This is a genomic window from Mucilaginibacter achroorhodeus (genome assembly GCF_007846095.1).
Lineage (GTDB): Bacteria > Bacteroidota > Bacteroidia > Sphingobacteriales > Sphingobacteriaceae > Mucilaginibacter > Mucilaginibacter achroorhodeus.
This window is the reverse complement of record NZ_VOEI01000005.1, coordinates 175,862-193,154: the sequence shown is the minus strand read 5'-3', so window position 1 is coordinate 193,154 and position 17,293 is coordinate 175,862. Positions and strand designations below refer to the sequence as shown.

Annotated in this window: 11 protein-coding genes; 2 read left to right on the top strand and 9 right to left on the bottom strand. The window is 42.6% G+C overall.

All coding sequences use genetic code 11. The features are described from left to right. Window positions 1-4 precede the first annotated feature (4 nt). Window positions 5-868: an SDR family oxidoreductase gene (locus FPZ42_RS14575; RefSeq protein WP_146272394.1), complete on the top strand. Its 864-nt coding sequence runs from the start codon at window positions 5-7 to the stop codon at window positions 866-868. A 433-nt stretch (window positions 869-1,301) separates the two neighbouring features. Here the strand turns inward: FPZ42_RS14575 and FPZ42_RS14570 are convergent, their stop codons facing one another. The 8 genes from FPZ42_RS14570 to FPZ42_RS14535 are packed head-to-tail and all read right to left on the bottom strand — an operon-like array spanning window position 1,302 to window position 15,395. After that, window positions 1,302-2,477, bottom strand: a complete 1,176-nt coding sequence (locus FPZ42_RS14570) for a glycoside hydrolase family 76 protein (protein WP_146272392.1) — start codon at window positions 2,475-2,477, stop codon at window positions 1,302-1,304. Between the two features lie 7 nt (window positions 2,478-2,484). Beyond that, window positions 2,485-4,851, bottom strand: coding sequence for a GH92 family glycosyl hydrolase (locus FPZ42_RS14565; RefSeq protein ID WP_146272391.1), 2,367 nt, complete (start codon window positions 4,849-4,851; stop codon window positions 2,485-2,487). 32 nt (window positions 4,852-4,883) lie between these two features. Beyond that, complete coding sequence (locus FPZ42_RS14560; protein ID WP_146272389.1) at window positions 4,884-6,107, bottom strand: glycoside hydrolase family 76 protein; 1,224 nt, start codon at window positions 6,105-6,107, stop codon at window positions 4,884-4,886. 46 nt (window positions 6,108-6,153) lie between these two features. Further along, window positions 6,154-7,272, bottom strand: a complete 1,119-nt coding sequence (locus FPZ42_RS14555) for a SusE domain-containing protein (RefSeq protein WP_146272387.1) — start codon at window positions 7,270-7,272, stop codon at window positions 6,154-6,156. Between the two features lie 23 nt (window positions 7,273-7,295). After that, window positions 7,296-8,933, bottom strand: a complete 1,638-nt coding sequence (locus FPZ42_RS14550; RefSeq protein WP_261382304.1) for a RagB/SusD family nutrient uptake outer membrane protein — start codon at window positions 8,931-8,933, stop codon at window positions 7,296-7,298. Window positions 8,934-8,955: 22 nt separating this feature from the next. Next, complete coding sequence (locus tag FPZ42_RS14545; RefSeq protein WP_146272385.1) at window positions 8,956-12,105, bottom strand: SusC/RagA family TonB-linked outer membrane protein; 3,150 nt, start codon at window positions 12,103-12,105, stop codon at window positions 8,956-8,958. 24 nt (window positions 12,106-12,129) lie between these two features. After that, window positions 12,130-13,569: a sugar porter family MFS transporter gene (locus tag FPZ42_RS14540; protein ID WP_261382303.1), complete on the bottom strand. Its 1,440-nt coding sequence runs from the start codon at window positions 13,567-13,569 to the stop codon at window positions 12,130-12,132. A 17-nt stretch (window positions 13,570-13,586) separates the two neighbouring features. After that, a complete protein-coding gene (locus FPZ42_RS14535; RefSeq protein WP_146272382.1) occupies window positions 13,587-15,395 on the bottom strand; it encodes a class I mannose-6-phosphate isomerase in 1,809 nt (602 codons plus the stop codon). A 259-nt stretch (window positions 15,396-15,654) separates the two neighbouring features. On the opposite strand from FPZ42_RS14535, the gene FPZ42_RS14530 reads away from it, so the two are divergent. Then, entirely contained in the window at window positions 15,655-16,383 is a 729-nt protein-coding gene (locus FPZ42_RS14530; RefSeq protein WP_146272380.1) for a GntR family transcriptional regulator, read from the top strand. A 24-nt stretch (window positions 16,384-16,407) separates the two neighbouring features. Here the strand turns inward: FPZ42_RS14530 and FPZ42_RS14525 are convergent, their stop codons facing one another. Further along, on the bottom strand, window positions 16,408-17,211 hold the full coding sequence (locus FPZ42_RS14525) for a Fic family protein (protein ID WP_146272379.1): 804 nt from the start codon (window positions 17,209-17,211) through the stop codon (window positions 16,408-16,410). Between the last annotated feature and the right edge of the window lie 82 nt (window positions 17,212-17,293).

The window sequence follows — 17,293 nt, the reverse complement described above, 5'->3', positions numbered from 1 at the left end:
CGCTATGTTAAAGATATTGGTTACCGGTATTACCGGAGAAATTGGAAAACTTACAGTAAGCCATCTATTAAAAAAGGGTGTACCTCCGAGTGACATTATCGGGCTATCCCGTAAAATAGACGTGAATGACGGTTTGATTGAACAAAACGTTGAGATGCGTATAGGTGATTACCTCAACTACGAATCACTTTTAAACGCCTTTAAAGGTATCAACAAAATAATGCTTACGAGTGCGGTCGCCTTTTCTGATAGGTTTACTCAGCATTATAATGTTATTACTGCCGCTCGCCAGGCAGGTGTAAAGCATATAGTATACATGGCTATTATGCGCAAAGAAGGTTCACGAAGGATAATGCCGGAGATCACGGAATCAGACCTGTTTACCGAGCATCTGCTTAGATCGTCAGGACTTAATTACACTATTGTTTATCATCCGCCTTTTACTGACGTCTTATCTCTATATTATGGTGCGCATCCGCTTGAAGATGGAATTGAAATCCCGGCATCTAATGGAAAAATGGCACCTGCAACAAGAGATGAACTTGCAGAAGCTCATGCGGAGATACTTTCCACCGCCGGACATGAAAATAAAACCTATTCGTTAGGTGGCAGTGAATTGATTTCGTTTGAGGATATAGCACACGTATTTGGCGAAACATTCCACAAGCCTGTTTCCTTTTCAACTATCTCAAAAGAAGAATATATAGACAAATTTGTTGCTAAAGGAACGCCTCGCAAAGTTGCTGATTTCCTGACCAGTTGGGTGGTTGCAATCGAAGAAGGCGAGTTTGATCATCAATCAGGAGATCTGGAGCGGTTATTGGGAAGGAAAACCAAATCTTTTATAGAATATTTACAATCAAATTAATTGCTTAAAGCACAGTTTAACATTGATTGTTATTTTACTGATGCTATCATTATTCAATAAGTGTTTTAAGACGACAGCCACCAAGATTGATTTGTCGGATATTTATTAGGTTCGATTCCGCGAGGGATCGAACCCTTAAATGAACTTTTGATTATAAGTCGTTTTTATTACATTAGATATACTTCTTTCAAATTCAATCAAAACAGATCAAATTATTCGATTACTTTATCGGTTGCCTCTTAATATTCAGAAACATCAAATAACGATAATTAAGCCATTGCGGAGAAGTAGGCAGATTCGACCAAGTCTAATAAATTTGTTCAGGTATTTCCGAAAAGATATTGAAAGGTTTAAATGAGTGATTTTCGGGTATGACTATATCTTGATCTTATTCCTGCATTGGCAATCAACACAAACCTTATAAAATCAATATCTACCTTTTGATAAGATACAACCTTGCATAAAGCTCCGCGATACAAGCTTCGTCAAGCAACCATTTCGGCTTTTCCAATTGGCTTTTTTCAGGCAACCAGGTCTTAGTTATAAAGCCGTATTTATCCCGGGAGTTTTGCCACGCATAGTTGAGATCATGCTCAATAGCTGAGATGTATCGGTAATCCTTATCAATTTTGTAAAGTGCTTCATAACCTCTGAATAGCACTGTTAAAAACCAGGGAACATCAATATGCATCTGCAAATTTCTGTCGTGCGGCAAGTTGCTGAAATACTTGTTACTGCTTGCAGCTAACTGTCTGGCTTGCATAAGATACTTTGCTTCACCGGTAAATTTGTATATTAAAACTGCAGCCTCTATTAGGGACCCTGTATTGTATGTCCAAAAAGTCCGATTTTGTTTGCCGTCAAGCTTCACGTCATTAGCTATAATCCCGGTAGTAGAATCGCGTAGGGTTGAATACATCCAATTGTAGAAGCGCTTACCCTGCTCAAGATAGTACGGCTCCTTGCAGCCTTCATATATCTTTAAAGCTGTTAACGTAGCCATGCCATTACTACAGGCAGGTTTCTGATCATTATGCCCTTCTAACCAGGCGACGCCGCCACCAACATCGCTGTTCCATCCGCTTAAAATAAATTTAAAAACTTCTTTGGCACGTTGTAGATATAAAGGGTTACGCGTGTTAAAGTAAGATTCCATGTAGTCAATACCCACCAGGCCATTGTCATCATAGTAACGATCAGCTTTTTCAAATTCAACGGGGTAAGCCTGGTAGCCTGGAGGCTTACGCAATGGATCGCGATATTGTTCAACCCCGATAACTAAAGTATCCTGATAAGGTTTATATTTAGCTTTGAGCCCAGGGCATCTCATCAGGATGTTGGTGGCTGTAAATACGCCGCTAAAAGGCCACAAAAAGCTGACTTCCTTTACTTTCACGGCTTCGCCCTGAAAATAATTGAGCGAGTCGCTTTTTCCTGTCGGATAATTTTCGGAAAAAAGACCCGGGTATTTGTTTACCCGGTATCGGTTCCACACCAATTGATATATGGCCTCGGCTCGTTGTTTATATTCCTCGGCTTTTACTTGAGCAAACACGATGGAGGGCAAAAAACACAACACCGCTGATATTCGTACCAATAGATTTTTCATACCAATATTATTGAGCCGACGGCGGCGGAAACTTAGTGCCCCAGGATAGATTTGGCTTGCTCCCCATCACAAATTTCAATTCGCCACCTTTCATTAATTCATCGAGGTATAGCCAACAGTTATCCAATGTTCTGCCATTGAATGTGACCGACTGAACATACACATTCTCTTTTGAGTTATTTTGCGTTTCGATGATGAGCTTCTTACCATTACCCAGTGTGATACTTGCTTTTGCAAAAAGCGGGCTGCCCAGTTCAATTACCGGCCTCAGATCAGTAAAACCCTTTACGTCAAACAGGCCAAGTGCGTTTATGACGTACCATGATCCCAATTGGCCCTGATCTTCGTCCTGACCGTACCCGTAACCATGCACAGGTTCTGTACCGTAGAACTCCTGTCCTATCGCCCTTGTCCATTTCTGGGTAAGCCATGGTTTGCCTGAAAAATTAAAAAGCCAGCTAATGTGAAGATTAGGTTGGTTACCATGATTATAGATGGAATTGATACCCGCAAATGCGTCGATAGTTTTACCACCGCCGAAGCCCTGTTTTTCTGAAACGGCAAAAATGCTATCGAGGCGTTTGTTGAAATTAGTCTTACCTATAGCAGTAATCAGTGCAGCTGGGTTTTGCGGTACATAAAACGTGTATTGTACAGCGTTGCCTTCCTGGAAACCGCGCCATGGCTGGTAAGGATCAAACTTTTCGATGAAGCTGCCGTTGGCGCGTTTAGGCTGCATCAGCTTATTTTGTGGATTGAAGATATAACGCCAGCCATTTGACAGTTTGATAAATTTCTGATAATCTGCAGTTTTACCCATGGCTTTGGCCATTTGTGCAGCTGCAAAAGCACTATAGCTATATTCTAAAGTATGTGAACCGGCAAAATTTGACCCGGTTGAATCGGTCACAAAATCACGACCGGTTTGGTCAAAGTAAGGCACATATCCGTACTTTAAAAAAGCTTTGATATCTAATTTGCCAGCGCCTACCGCACGGTTCTTGTAATTCAGCTCATTAGCCTTAACCGCTTCATAAGCCAGGTCTACATTATAGTTGCGGATACCAACGTTATATGCACCAGCTACCGCAAGCCCTACAAAGTTGGTACCCACGCCTGATACATATTCGCTGTTAGCGATACCATCGCCGAACCAGCCTTTATCTTTATACAATTGAAGTTCAGTATTCACAAAACTTCCATACCACTCCGGATATGACAGTGACCACAATTGGGTAATATTCCAGAACCCGCCCCAGATTGCATCAGAGTTGATGAATTCCGCTTTTAAGCTATTATTATCCTGTGATGGTAAACGGCCTGTTTGGCCACCATGTTTAGGATAGTCACCATTGATATCGCTGGCGATACCACGGCCCAACAACGCATGAAAAAGACCGGTGTAGAATTTTGTTTTGTTTTGAAGGTTGCTGTCTTCAACATGGATTTTACCGAGTTGCTCCTGCCATGTTTGCTGCGCCTGTTCTTTAGCTTGGTCAAAGCTCAGGTTTTTAGCCTCGGCCATGAAATTAGCTTTAGCATTGGCGTTTGATGTATATGAAAGGCCAGTTTTCACCTCGATGGTTTCGTTATCTGTTGTCTGATAATTTAAGACCAGCCCAGCGCCCTTGCCTTCGGCATTATTTTTTTTGTCAAATATCTGCTCCGCCGTAAAAGCGGTTACGCTTACAGGCTTTTTGCTCAGCTCACCATAGAAATACATATTCACCTTCCCTTCCGGATCATAGATCTTTACATATTTTGGATAGGTACTAACAAAGCCTTCGAAGTGCGTGTCATCAAGCATTTTAATATTGGCATTGGTCACTATGTCACTTTCACCTTGTTTATTTCCGATATCCAGGATAATGTGTGACTGATCATTTTTAGGAAAAGTATATCGCTGAAAACCCACGCGCTTAGTAGCTGTTAATTCAGCTGTGATGTGGTAATCGTCTAAAAGTACACGATAGTAACCAGGTTCTGCCACCTGATTCTTCCTGTCAAAACCGGAGCGGTAACCAGGTGTTTTTCTTTCAAGATCACCTGGTTTGGTTATGATACTCCCGGTAGTAGGCATGTAGCTTACGCCCCCAACTTGCCATTCATGAAAATGAACAAAACCTTCAATGGAGTTTTGGCGGGTATCGTAACCAACCGCCTCCCAACCTGAAGGGTTGCCATAGCTCCCGTTTGTTGATGGTGCAAGCTTTGCCATACCATAAGGCACTGCGGCAGGTGTATAAAAAAACCAGCGGCTATGAGCTGTACCAATATTTGGGTCAACATATTTTAAAATACTCTCGCGCTTGGTACTGCAACCGGCCAATACAAATGCAGCGAAGGCAGCTATAGCGAAATAATTAAGTCTCATGTAAATTAGATTATCAGAGCAAAAGCTCCTTCTTATTTGTTAGGGTATTTTGACATCATGGCTTGTATACGTTGCATCCAGGCCTGATCAACACCTTCAATTTCCGGTGAACGATCATTCCCTGAAAAACCTGCAAAATAATAATAGGCCTTGGTATCGGCATTGCGGTTAGCTTTATTCAAAGCATCAATGTTGTTACGGGCGTAGGTAAGCCATTTTTCGTTTTTATCCTGTTCGTACAATCTTATCATTCCCTGGGAACCCCAACCACACCATGCCGGATTGACGCGGGTCTGAGTCGGGTCGGTGTTGAAAATGTACCCCTTATACTGTGCGTTCCACAGCACAGCATTCATTGCATTGCCTATAGCCTGCGCTTTTGCCAGATAGGACGGATCTTTTATCGCCTGTCCAAAAAGAATGTCAGCCTCCAGCATGATGGCATTATCATAAGTGAATTTTTCATAATGTTTAGTGCCTGCACCACCGCCATCAACTTTCCAGATGTATAGCCCGCTTGCCGAATCAAACATGTTCATCACTAACCAATCATTCACTTTCGACGCCCAGTCGCGGTAAATGGTCTCGCCGGTAAGAATATACAGTTTCGCAAAAAGCTGCATGGCAACGCCATTTGATTGTGTTGGTTTATCGGGTTTTGATGTATTCCACCAGAATCCCCCGCCATATGTACTATCCCACAAGCCGCTGTTTATCAACCAGTCGGCACATGCTTTGGCTTTTGCAAGATAGGCCGGCTTATCAGCACCATTGGTAACTTCATAAGCTTCAAGATACACCATGCCGGTAAGACCATTATCATCAACAAACTTATCACCGGCCGCGCCGGTGCCGTTAAGATTTACTGAGGCAAAGTAGCCCCCACGCAGATCAGTTTTATCCCAAAAGTTCTCCATGAACTGGAAAGTCCTGTTCATGTAGGTAGCTTGCGAAGCATCGCCCGCTGCGATGAGTGCGGCATCAGCATATATCTGGCTTACGTTATACCACTCATAACAGTTGTTAGCGTGGGTGGTCGTGTTGGCCCGGTAGCTGAAGTTTGACGTAAGTAGATTATTGGAAATAAAATTTCTGGTCTCTTTCGCCAAAGACAGGTAATCAACAGCTGTTACGGGCGGATCTACGGGCGGTTTTGTGCCACCTCCACCTGTGCCGGGATTGATGTCTTTATCCTTGCCGCATGAGGTAACCAAAACAGCGATTGCAGCGGTTAATCCTAAGAGTAATTTTTTCATAACGATAGCTTAAACAGCCCCATTCTGTATGTGGGGCTGTGTGATGTTAAAGGACAGTTACTTTGTGAGTATAAGCTGTTGGTTGTAGCATAACATCAACCTTCACATTTTTTCTATCTGCAGAAGGGTCAAACTTGTAGGTGTTATCCCACTGTGCGTTTGTAACCGGTACCAGGTAAAAGTAGGATGCAGGCTGGCCTGCAGGTGCAACGTTATTAGCATTTGTACTACCTTGATATTCATTACCGGCGGCTGTGTGCAGTATAAACTTATACCGTTCATCGCGTCCCCATGAGAACTGGTAAAATTCCACCGCAATTTTTGGCGCTTCAAATACACCATTACCAATATAATTAAGGGTTCCTATCTCCGTGCCATATGCAGACATATATAAACCTATCGACTGTACCTGCATTGATTTTGTAGTGGCGGAAGTAAAATCATAATTCAGACGATAAGTTTTGGCTTCTCCGGAAACACTAACGGTTGCAGCGCCCTCCTTTATGATGCCATTTTCTATGTAATACTTTTTCCCACCATCGCTATTCTTATCAGTCAGATAATAATCTCCTGCCTTTAGTGATGTGTACACTTCAAATACACCATCTTCGGTCTTTTTAAGTTTGACAGCTTTGCTTATATCGGTCCCACCTTCTGTGGCAGAACCTGTGATATACAGATCAACAGGGTTTTCGGCAAAGCCCGCGGGTCTCTCCAATTGCAACGTACGCGATGCTGATCCTGGCCTGGCATTTGTTCCTTTTGATGCTATCACTGTCCACTTAAGCTTACCCGCGCTTAAAGAGGCAATGCCGGCAGCGTTGGCTATTTTATTAAGATCTTTATGACTGATGGTCAACTGTGTTTGTACGCCAGCACCATCAGATAAAATCCTGGTTACCGGTTTGCTGAAATCGCCCCCCTCTTTGTCAAACGCAACCTCGTAAAGGATAAGGCCTCCGTCATTGTTATCCGGTGCATCCCATTTAAAAAGCACACTCGCAGCAGTATTTGGTTCGAGTTTTACGTCTGCATTATCATTTGGGGTAGCCAGTGTACCTACCGGATTAAGATTTAAGCTCAGTGGTTTGTTGTCTTTTTTACAAGAAGTGGTGAATGTCACCGCAAGCAGCAACATGGCTGCAAGCATCATTAGCTTTCTCATGATCAATATTGTTTTAATTAGGTCTAATTGGTATAACCGGGGTTTTGACCAAGGTTTTTGTTCAGGTCAGCATCGTGTGCAGGAATAGCCCATAAATAATCGCGGTTAGCGTTAAATTTGCGAAGCTGCGTTCTAATGTAACCGTTATCTGTACTTTGATCGTTCGAGAATTTGGCGCCATGTATGTACCCATTCATAACGGTTTCAGCAACTTTCCACCTTCTTATGTCGTCTGCACGGATACCTTCCATGGCCAACTCCACGCGGCGCTCGCGGCGGATAATATTGGTCATGTTAGTGTTGCCCGGGTAAGTGACAGCACCTGCATCGGTAAAGCCAGCACGCTGGCGTAAAGCACCTATGGTTTTATTCCATACGGTTGCATCCATCTGGCCAACGCTTTGTTTGGCTTCGGCATAATCAAGCAATATCTCGGCATATCTTATCAAATGCAGGTTATTACCTGATACGAAGTTTGCCAATGCGCTTGGGTCATAGTACTTTCTCCAGTAATAAGCCGTTGCCGATGCGGCCTGCGATCCGGCGCTGTATTCGTCCAACCCTGGCTGTACAGGGTCGGTACCGGGTTTAATGTAAATGGTTTTAGTTGTATTATTTGCGTTGACCCAAGTGTAGCGGTCATAAACGATGGTTGCGGTTAAGCGCGGGTCTCGATTTATGTAAGGGTTATTTTCATTGTAACCTGAGCCTGCTTCTTTGACACCTTTACCATTCAGCATAATGTAATCGTCCACCAGTTCCTGAGTAGGTGCCATGCTGCTTACGCGGCCGCCGACAGTACGTGGTGCAAAATCCCAAAAGTTCTGCCATGTACGTAGTGTGGGAACATACTGTAATGATAAGATGCTTTCTTTGGTGTTTTTATTCACGTTAGGGTCGCTAAAAAGTGCACTGTAGCTGCTCTCCAAGCTATATGAACCATAAGTACCCTGATCGTTCATCAATTTCTCGCAAATGTTCACTACATCAGTCATGCGGTCGCCTTGGTATAATAACACCCTTGCTTCTAAAGCAAGTGCAGCACCTTTAGTGATACGGCCATTTTCATTTGCAGGTAAATTGGTACTTGATGGCAGATCATTCACGATCGCTTCCAGTTCATCCACAACAAATTTCACCACCGCTGTTTTTGGCGAGCGGGATATGGTTTGTGCTTCTTCCGGTGATATATCTTTGTCCACGATTGGAACATCACCATACCACTTGGTGAGATTGAAATGCTCAAATGCCCGGATAAAACGGGTTTCTGCTATCAATCTTGCCTTGGTGGCAGCAGGTAGCGTAGTATTTTTATCAATGTTTGCCAGGAATATGTTGCAGGATTTGATAGCCGAATAATAGTTATTCCAATCACCCGCAAACTTGCCTGTTTGTGATGTAGCGTTGCCGCTGGCAATAACATTCAAGTCGCCTGATGGTGAATAGGCATTATCAGACAGCGCTTCGGCATCAAAGTACAGCCCGCTGTTGTATATCAGGCTGTAATTATTATTAAGTGCGTTGTAAACATTGGCATCAACCTGCCAAAAAGTAAGATCAGAAAACCGGTCTGTTGGTGCAATATCAAGTTTTTTACAACCTGATGCCGCTACAACCGCAACAGATACGATCAAAAGCTTTTTAAAAAATTTCATTTTCATATATTTTAATTATTATCTGTTCTTAGAAAGTTATATCAAGGCCTGCCCCATAGAATACCGGTAAAGGATATTGTCTTGCACTGTTTGATGCTGAGGCAGGATTTAGGTTGTTGCCGAACTCTGATGTTTCCGGATCGATGAACTTCAATTTACTAAGCGTTGCCAGGTTTTGGCCTATAAGCGACAGGCGAAGACGCTGGATGCCCAGCTTCTTTGTTATCGCCTGACTAAAACTGTATCCTATATTGACGTTCTTCAAGCGGGCGTAAGCAGCATCGTACTTATAAAGGTCTGAACCGGTGCGCCAGTTGTTGGTATTTGACGGCGAACCAATATTTGCCAATATTGGATAACGTGCGTTTGGATTACTCGGGGACCAGATATCGGTTTGGTGATCATAAACTGTAGCGCCATAGCCATAATGGAATGGCTCAACCAACTCCCCGCGAAGAAATGCATCGCGTTTACCTACACCTTGAATGAATATGGACAAGTCAAAGCCTTTGTAAGCGATGCGGTACGTGAAACCGAAGGTATAGCGCGGGAATGGGTTACCTAAAATCGTTTTATCCTTCTCATCAATGATTCCGTCACCATTACGGTCTTTAAACTTTAAGTCACCGGGTTGCACGCTGTTACCGGCTATTTTAGGAGAGTTGTCAATATCCTGCTGGTTTTGGAAAAAGCCATTTGTTTGATAACCGTAATATTGAGTAATCGGCTCTCCAACCCTGCGTATCAATTGAAATACGTCTTGGTTATAAATTGTCTCAGTTGCGCTGCCGGTTAACTTTAATAGGGTGTTTTTGTTATCTGCAACGTTTACACTAAAACTTTGGCTAACATCTCTGCCGCGCAAATTGTAAGTAACTGAGGCTTCCCAGCCGGTATTACGTACTTTTGCTACGTTGTAATCCGGAGAGCCTGCTCCAAATATAAAAGGCACATCCGCACGGGGTGCCAGAATGTTGCTGCGGATCTCCCGGAAATAGTCAAAGGTAGCAGTCAGTTTATCATTGAAAAGGCCTGCATCCAAGCCAATGTTTAATTTTGCAGCTTTCTCCCAGGTGATGTCACGGTTTGCAATATTAGTACCCGCACCGCCAACTATGTTGTTGCCGTAACCATAAGCGTTAGGGTAATTAAAGTAAGTGGTTTGATACTGGTAATTATTAACATTCTGGTTGCCCACGGTGCCATAAGAAGCCCTCAGCTTTAATGTACTCAGTGAATTCCTTAAAGGCTCCATAAAGGATTCTTGTGTAACTATCCAGCCCGCGCTTACTGACGGAAAGAAACTGGCTCTGTTGCCTGCCGCAAATTTAGACGAAGCATCTTCGCGGAACAGCGCTTCAAATAGGTATCGGTCTTTGTAAGCATAATTTAAACGGCCAAATGCAGAAAGCAGGCTGGACGAGTTTACCGCGATACTGTTAGTAGAATTTTGCGTATCTACGATTGTGCCGGTGGTTGGCGTACCCAACAGAGGATCGGTCAGTGTTTTTTGAAGTTGAAAACCACGCTGGCTGTATGTTTCACTGGAAACTCCTAATTGTATCTTAAAGTTGTGATCGTTTATCTTTTTGGTGTATTCAGTAGATATTTTAGTATTGGTCAATAATGATTTACTGTTACCATCCAAAACGGTCAAATCATTACCATATACACCTGCGGGTAAATAATTAACCTGTGTACGGCGGAAGAATGTACCGTTGTTTTGAATGGTACCCCCAAATTCTCCTATCAGTTTTAAATCCTTGGTAATGCTCAACTGACCATTGAAAGCACCAAAGATCTCGTCATTATCGGCCTGGTTATAGCCGCCTTTTTCTAATACACCATATTCGTTATACTGTGAAGCAACCGGATTGGTAAGGTAATTACCATTCTCATCTTTCCAGTTGTAGTTGTGCGGAACACGATTGGCATCAGCAAAAATATTGTTGTCGCCAACACTATTAGTTTTATTCCTGGTTTTGGTGTAGTTTAAAATAATATTAGACCTGAATTTCCCAACTATAGATGTTTGGTTCAACCTCAGATTGTATTTTTGGTAACCAAAATTGGCACCCGTGCCCCCATTACCGATCAGATTGCTGCCCTGGTCCTGGTAACCCGCCGATACGTAATACGAATTATTTTGACCACCTCCGCTAAAACTTACATTGTGAGATTGCAAAGGTGCCTTCTTCAACAGATGTTCAATATCCCAGGTACCGTTACCCGCATCCTTAAGCGCTTGTATCTGCTCAGGCGTATAAGCAGGCGGTAAACCCGAATTAACAAGCGATTGGTTTTTGTAATAAGCGTTATCCCATGCGTCAACCTTATGAACAAGCACTTTTGCATCCTGAAAACCAAAACTACCGTTATAATTAACAGTTGGTTTTGAATCTATCTTTCCGGCTTTAGTAGTTACCAATATCACCCCGTTTGCCGCACGAGAACCGTAGATGGCTGCAGAACCGGCATCCTTAAGTACGGATACACTGGCAATATCATTTGGATTAAGCGTGTTTAAATTACCACCAACAATACCGTCGATAACTACAAGCGGAGTGTTGTCTCCAAGTGTACCCACACCGCGGATGTTGACCGTTACGTCGCTACCAGGATTGAGGTTTGTTTGCTGGATGATTAAGTTAGGAGACTCGCCTTGCAATGCCTGATAGGTGTTAAGTACAGGCTTATTCTCAATGTCCTTTGAACTGATGGTGCCTACAGCCCCGGTAACGTTAATACGTTTTTGCGTACCATAACCCACAACCACTACCTCATTAAGGCTGGTATTATTAGGCTTAAGGCTTACATTGATCTCGTTTCGATCGCCAATGGCATTTGTTTGTGTTGTATAACCTATAAAAGAATAGGTTAAACTACGGCCCGCGTAAGCATCCGGAATATTAAGTCGGTAACGTCCGTTTACATCGGTAGTGGTACCTACCGTTGTACCTGCTATACTGACATTTACGCCTGGTAATGGCTGATTATTTTCGTCGGTTACGCGACCTGTTACCGTTTTATCAAAATGGAAAACCGTGCTGTATAAATTTGTAGCAACAGAGGCGGCTTGCACTGGACCACTTGCCCCTGCTGCTGTACATAACAGTATAAGTATCGGTCTGCTGTATAGCCATTTGAGTTTTACATTTTGTAATAGTTTCAATCTCATAATTATTGGGTTAGTTTGGTTTGGTTATTTATGGTTAGTAGCAAGAGGTAAGGAATCATTGGAGCTATCTTGATAGTGATTGTCCTTCCAGTATTTTTCGATATTTTCAAGCGAGCGGCCTTTCGTCTCGGGGATCAACCGCCAAGTAAGCCACAGTGCTGGAGAACAACAGATGGCGAACAACCAGAACGTCCATGATGATCCGAGACCTTCAAGCATCAGCGGGGTCAGCTGTCCAACCAGGAAATTGCCTACCCACAATGACAGCGTTGCCAATGACATTGCCTTACCACGCACTGCATTCGGAAATATTTCACTTACGATAACCCAGCATACCGGGCCAAACGAAAAGGCAAAACAGGCAATGAACATGAGGATGAATATCAGTATCCATGGCCCTGAAGTAATGTTTAAGGCAAATAGCACACCGATGATCAGTAGCGCGGTTACCGCACCCCCTACACCTGCGTAAAGTAGTGGCCTGCGGCCCCAGATATCAATGGTAAAAATGGCTACAAAAGTAAATACAACATTTACCAGGCCTATTGTTACCTGCCCCCCCAGGGCACTGTTAAGGGTGAAGCCCGCCTGTTCTAAAATGCGAGGGCCGTAATAGATCACCGCATTGATACCACATACCTGTGAAAGAAATGGGAGCAATAAGCCGATCCATAATGCCTTGCGATATACAGGTTTAAAAAGCTCTTTAAGAGATGTATCATCGTTACCGTTCTGGCTTTTAAATGACTTTATCTCATCGGTTGCAGCTTCTTCGCCGTCTATCTTGATAAGTATCTGTTTTGCCTTTTGCTCCTGCCCTTTGAGCAATAGCCATCTCGGCGATTCTGGTACTGCGAATAACGAGAGCAGGAATATTCCCGCCGGCAACGCACCCAAGCCAAGCATGGCGCGCCACACCTCCGCTGAAAAAATGGTTCGCATCCCCACCCCAGCGTAATTATCATGCGTATGTGCTGCCAGATACGCATTGGTAAAATAAGCCACCACGATACCGATCGTCAATGCCAATTGATAGAGGGATACCATCATACCACGGTAACGCGATGGCGAAAATTCTGAAATATATAAGGGCGATACCATTGAGGCTACACCAATACCTAAACCACCGATCAAACGGAAAATAATAAGCGCCGTGAATGAACCAGACCACATGCAACCTAAAGCCGAAGCCAGAAACATGATGGCAGAAATGATCAGAACTGGTTTGCGCCCGTATTTATCACTCAGTTTTCCAGAGAAACTTACGCCTGCAATACAGCCAAGCAGTGCACAACTCACAAACCATCCCTCGCTGACTGCATCCAGTGAAAAATCTTTTTTCACGAGGCTTACCGTACCTGATATTACCGCGGTGTCAAAGCCAAAAAGAAAACCCCCAAGGGCTGCTACCAGGCAAATAAGGTAGAGATATAAACTACCGGTGTTAGCTTTTCTATGTTGCATTGTCTTTTCCATGGCCATTATTTCAAAAATGCTTTTACCACTTTAGCCTGGCCACCGCCTGTGTTGGTCAGCGTGTATGAATCTGCGGCAGCAGGCACAACAAACGTTTCAGCATAAGCAAATTGCCTTTGAGTACCATCAGCGGTTTGCAGTAATACGGTTTGCCCTTCTACCAGCATCATTACGTGGCAGGTACTATCTGTTTTAACATTTACTGAGTGATCAAATTCCAGGCGGTGCACATCATAAAAATGATCTTTATGAGTTGGCAGGTGTATTAGCTGGTAACCAGGTTCGCTTTCAATTATCTGTGGTTTTGAGATCAGTTCCTCTTGTACGTTATTACCTTTACGGGAAAAATCGAGGTTCTTAAATGCGTGGTCAATGTTAATAGGTCGTGGCTTTCCGTCCAGATCAAGGCGAACCCAATCATACATTTTAAATGTAAAAATATAGGGAGTCGCACTTATCTCTAATACCAGATTTCCGGCTCCGGCGCTATGGACTGTGCCATTAGGTATCAGGAACAGGTCATGTTTGTTAGCTTTATGAACTTGTACATACTCTTCTATATCGATAGCCTCGCTCGTAACTTGACTGTGTTCGAGCGCTGATTTGAAGGCTACAGGGTCAATCGTACCCTGAAATCCAAGATAAACGCTTGCGTCGTTGTTGCAATCAAGGATGTAGTATGTCTCATCCTGCGTAATATTCTCTCCAAAATTTTCTTGTATGTACTCCAGTTTCGGATGGCATTGTATCGAAAGATTGCCGCCATTATAAGTGTCCAGAAAATCGAAACGGATGGGGAATTCATCTCCGAATTTGGCTGCGTGTTTACCTAACACATTTTCGTTGTTAGTAAACATGATCGTATCAAATGATACTTCCAGTAAGTTACCGTTGCTTTCGAAAACCAATCCGTTCTCCGGTACGATCAATTCAAATGACCACGCAAGGTTCACTACATTCTTATTCAGACCACTGATGTGGTTTTTTATCCACTGCCCGCCCCATGCCCCCGGTTCAAACCAGGGACGCACTCTTAACACCGAGCGGCTAATTTTATCAAGACCTATTTTAAGGTCTTTAGTAAACATCCAGTTGATGGTTTCCGGCCACTGTGCATCGGCTACTACCTCAATACGATTTAGAATGGCTTTTTTATGCTGATTGAGTAAAACCCAATCAACAAAGTAAAAGCGTTTGTACATTTTAAAAGGTTCCGCTATCTCCCCGCTTCCCAGGTTGGTTATACTACCTGCACGCATCCTGAACTGAATTTCGTTTTTTGGCAGGTCTACATAAATCAGCGGAGCATCCCAACCTGCTAAAGCAGCGCCGGTCCCAATCATGATATTGATAGGAAAATCGTTTTCCGGCGTTTGCTTTGTGATAGCAGGCTCAAATAAATCAACTAATTCAAGTTTTGCTTTTGTGCCCCATACAGCGTTATCTTCACCAAGAAAAGGTGCAACCAGTTTATCAACCTCTTTTGAGTTCTTCAGGAAATCGGAAGCAGATATCCAGTTGACGCTTAACTGCTTTTCATCAAAACACTGCTGAAGCCCTAATTGGATACGATCCCAAAAAACTCCACCAAATCCATCTATCACCACAATTTTATGGTCAATGATATAATCGGCCAGTGCACTAAATCCGCTGAATATTTTACCATCGCCTAAATGCTCTGCAGGATAGATCTCATATTGACTTTTCTCCGAAGGCTTATCGCTTAAATACGCCGGCATAAGGAATTGTTGAGTTTTTCGTACCTCGGGGTATATCGACGTTTGCTGTAAAAGTTCAAGTGAATCAGAATTCATTTTTGTAGTAATGTATGTACATATCACCGAGCTGATATGACTAAACAGTCACATAGAGTGATTATGCAGTATCTATTTGTATAATTGTTGGTTTATAATGTACAAACATATAAACTATAACTTCTAATCCAAATTTATTTTGACAAAAATTTCAGGCGCTTGAACTCATTTATTTGCAATTTAAGTGTGTATAATTTACAATATGTACATACATTTGTGTCAATTTATTTAAATGCCTATTATTGTAGTTCTAAGCACTATGAAATACGCAATCGATCACAAGAGCCCTATTCCCCTTCATATTCAAGCAGAAGAGTTATTACGAAATTTGATTAGTCAGGAGGAATTTCAGAATGGTAAATTATTACCTAACGAAGTGGAGTTATCTAAGCTTTTAGCTATTTCGAGAACAACATTGCGGCAGGCTATCAACAAGTTGGTATATGAAGGTTTATTAATACGTAAGAAACGTGCCGGCACAAAGGTCAACCAATCAACCGTAAGCTCCAAATCCAACAATTGGCTTAGTTTCTCGCAAGAGATGAAATTGCGTGGAATCAACATCAAAAATTTTGAACTGCATGTTACCTGGGTATTTCCCGATGAAACGCTGGCCAATTTCTTTGAGATCAAGGCCGACAAAAAAGTGTTGAAAATGGAGCGCGTTCGTGGCAAGAGCGATGGCCCTTTTGTCTACTTTATATCTTATTTTCATCCGCGAATAGGGCTTACTGGTGATGAGGATTTTAAACGCCCATTATATGAGTTGCTGGAATTGGATTACTCTACTATAGCAAGTTTGTCGAAGGAAGAGATTAGCGCACATGCGGCTGAGGAAGTCATAGCAGAGAAACTTCAGATCGAGCCTGGTGAGCCTGTACTCTTTAGAAAACGCTTTGTGTTTGACCAGGGAGAGCGGCCAATAGAATATAACCTTGGATATTATAAAGCTGATAGTTTTGTTTACACGGTTGAGAGCAGGCGGTAAAATGAACGCCGGAATGCCTTAAGATCAAATCAGAAAACTGAAACCCCTACCTTTTGAAGGCTTAATCATCTCCTGATACTTGTCAATTTCACTTAGTAACAATGAGATATATTCACTACGCATAAATATTCTGAAATGCTCCGGATCCTCCGTCTCCTTAGTCTTGACAATTGCCTCGATATATGCAGCTTTGTTTTCACTGTGCACTATTGCCAAAGGAAGACGATATTTAGCCTGAATAAAGTTCATTAGCAATCTGGATGTCCTGCCATTTCCATCGTAGAAAGGATGTATTGCAACCAGGTGATAATGCGCATCGAATGAAAGATTAAGTTGTTCTTCTATCGAAATATCTTGCACCATCATGTTGTGAACTAATTTTACAAGTTCCGAGGTCAAGTTTTCAACCTTGTCATAATTTGGAAAGTATGTGTTACCAGCTGACACATTGCCTTTTCGAAACAGGCCTTTGGTGGAATCAAGGGTACCGAACATTGTGTTGTAAATTTTTCCTGTACTTTTCATCACCTCTGCATTTATCTTTTGTATCAAATCCACACTGATTGCATCCCCTTTTTTAGCAGCCTCAAGTGTGAAGAGCAAAGCAGTATGATGATCTCTGACCATCAGGCTTTCTTCCAAAGGTTTTCCTTTCGGTGTACGCCCTTCGTTAATTAGGACCTGTGCTTCCACTTCCGTAAGTGTTGATCCCTCGATACGCGTAGAATGGTGATCAATCGCGATCAGGTTAAATTTTTCATAGTCTATAACATCCTCTAAGTGAAGAGCTTTATATTGATTGATCAGAGACAGGATATCTGTTGTCATTTAACAAAAATATGCATTATACTATACAAAGATTACTCTTTTGCTAACATCTCCATGTTGAGAACGAAGTTCCTCTTGGGCA

Excerpts from the sequence above, each read along its gene's own strand:
- FPZ42_RS14565 (WP_146272391.1), bottom strand. The coding sequence starts at position 4,851 with ATGAGACTTAATTATTTCGCTATAGCTGCCTTCGCTGCATTTGTATTG.
- FPZ42_RS14530 (WP_146272380.1), top strand. The coding sequence starts at position 15,655 with ATGAAATACGCAATCGATCACAAGAGCCCTATTCCCCTTCATATTCAA.
- FPZ42_RS14545 (WP_146272385.1), bottom strand. The coding sequence starts at position 12,105 with ATGAGATTGAAACTATTACAAAATGTAAAACTCAAATGGCTATACAGC.
- FPZ42_RS14560 (WP_146272389.1), bottom strand. The coding sequence starts at position 6,107 with ATGAAAAAATTACTCTTAGGATTAACCGCTGCAATCGCTGTTTTGGTT.
- FPZ42_RS14570 (WP_146272392.1), bottom strand. The coding sequence starts at position 2,477 with ATGAAAAATCTATTGGTACGAATATCAGCGGTGTTGTGTTTTTTGCCC.
- FPZ42_RS14575 (WP_146272394.1), top strand. The coding sequence starts at position 5 with ATGTTAAAGATATTGGTTACCGGTATTACCGGAGAAATTGGAAAACTT.
- FPZ42_RS14550 (WP_261382304.1), bottom strand. The coding sequence starts at position 8,933 with ATGAAAATGAAATTTTTTAAAAAGCTTTTGATCGTATCTGTTGCGGTT.
- FPZ42_RS14555 (WP_146272387.1), bottom strand. The coding sequence starts at position 7,272 with ATGAGAAAGCTAATGATGCTTGCAGCCATGTTGCTGCTTGCGGTGACA.
- FPZ42_RS14535 (WP_146272382.1), bottom strand. The coding sequence starts at position 15,395 with ATGAATTCTGATTCACTTGAACTTTTACAGCAAACGTCGATATACCCC.
- FPZ42_RS14540 (WP_261382303.1), bottom strand. The coding sequence starts at position 13,569 with ATGCAACATAGAAAAGCTAACACCGGTAGTTTATATCTCTACCTTATT.
- FPZ42_RS14525 (WP_146272379.1), bottom strand. The coding sequence starts at position 17,211 with ATGACAACAGATATCCTGTCTCTGATCAATCAATATAAAGCTCTTCAC.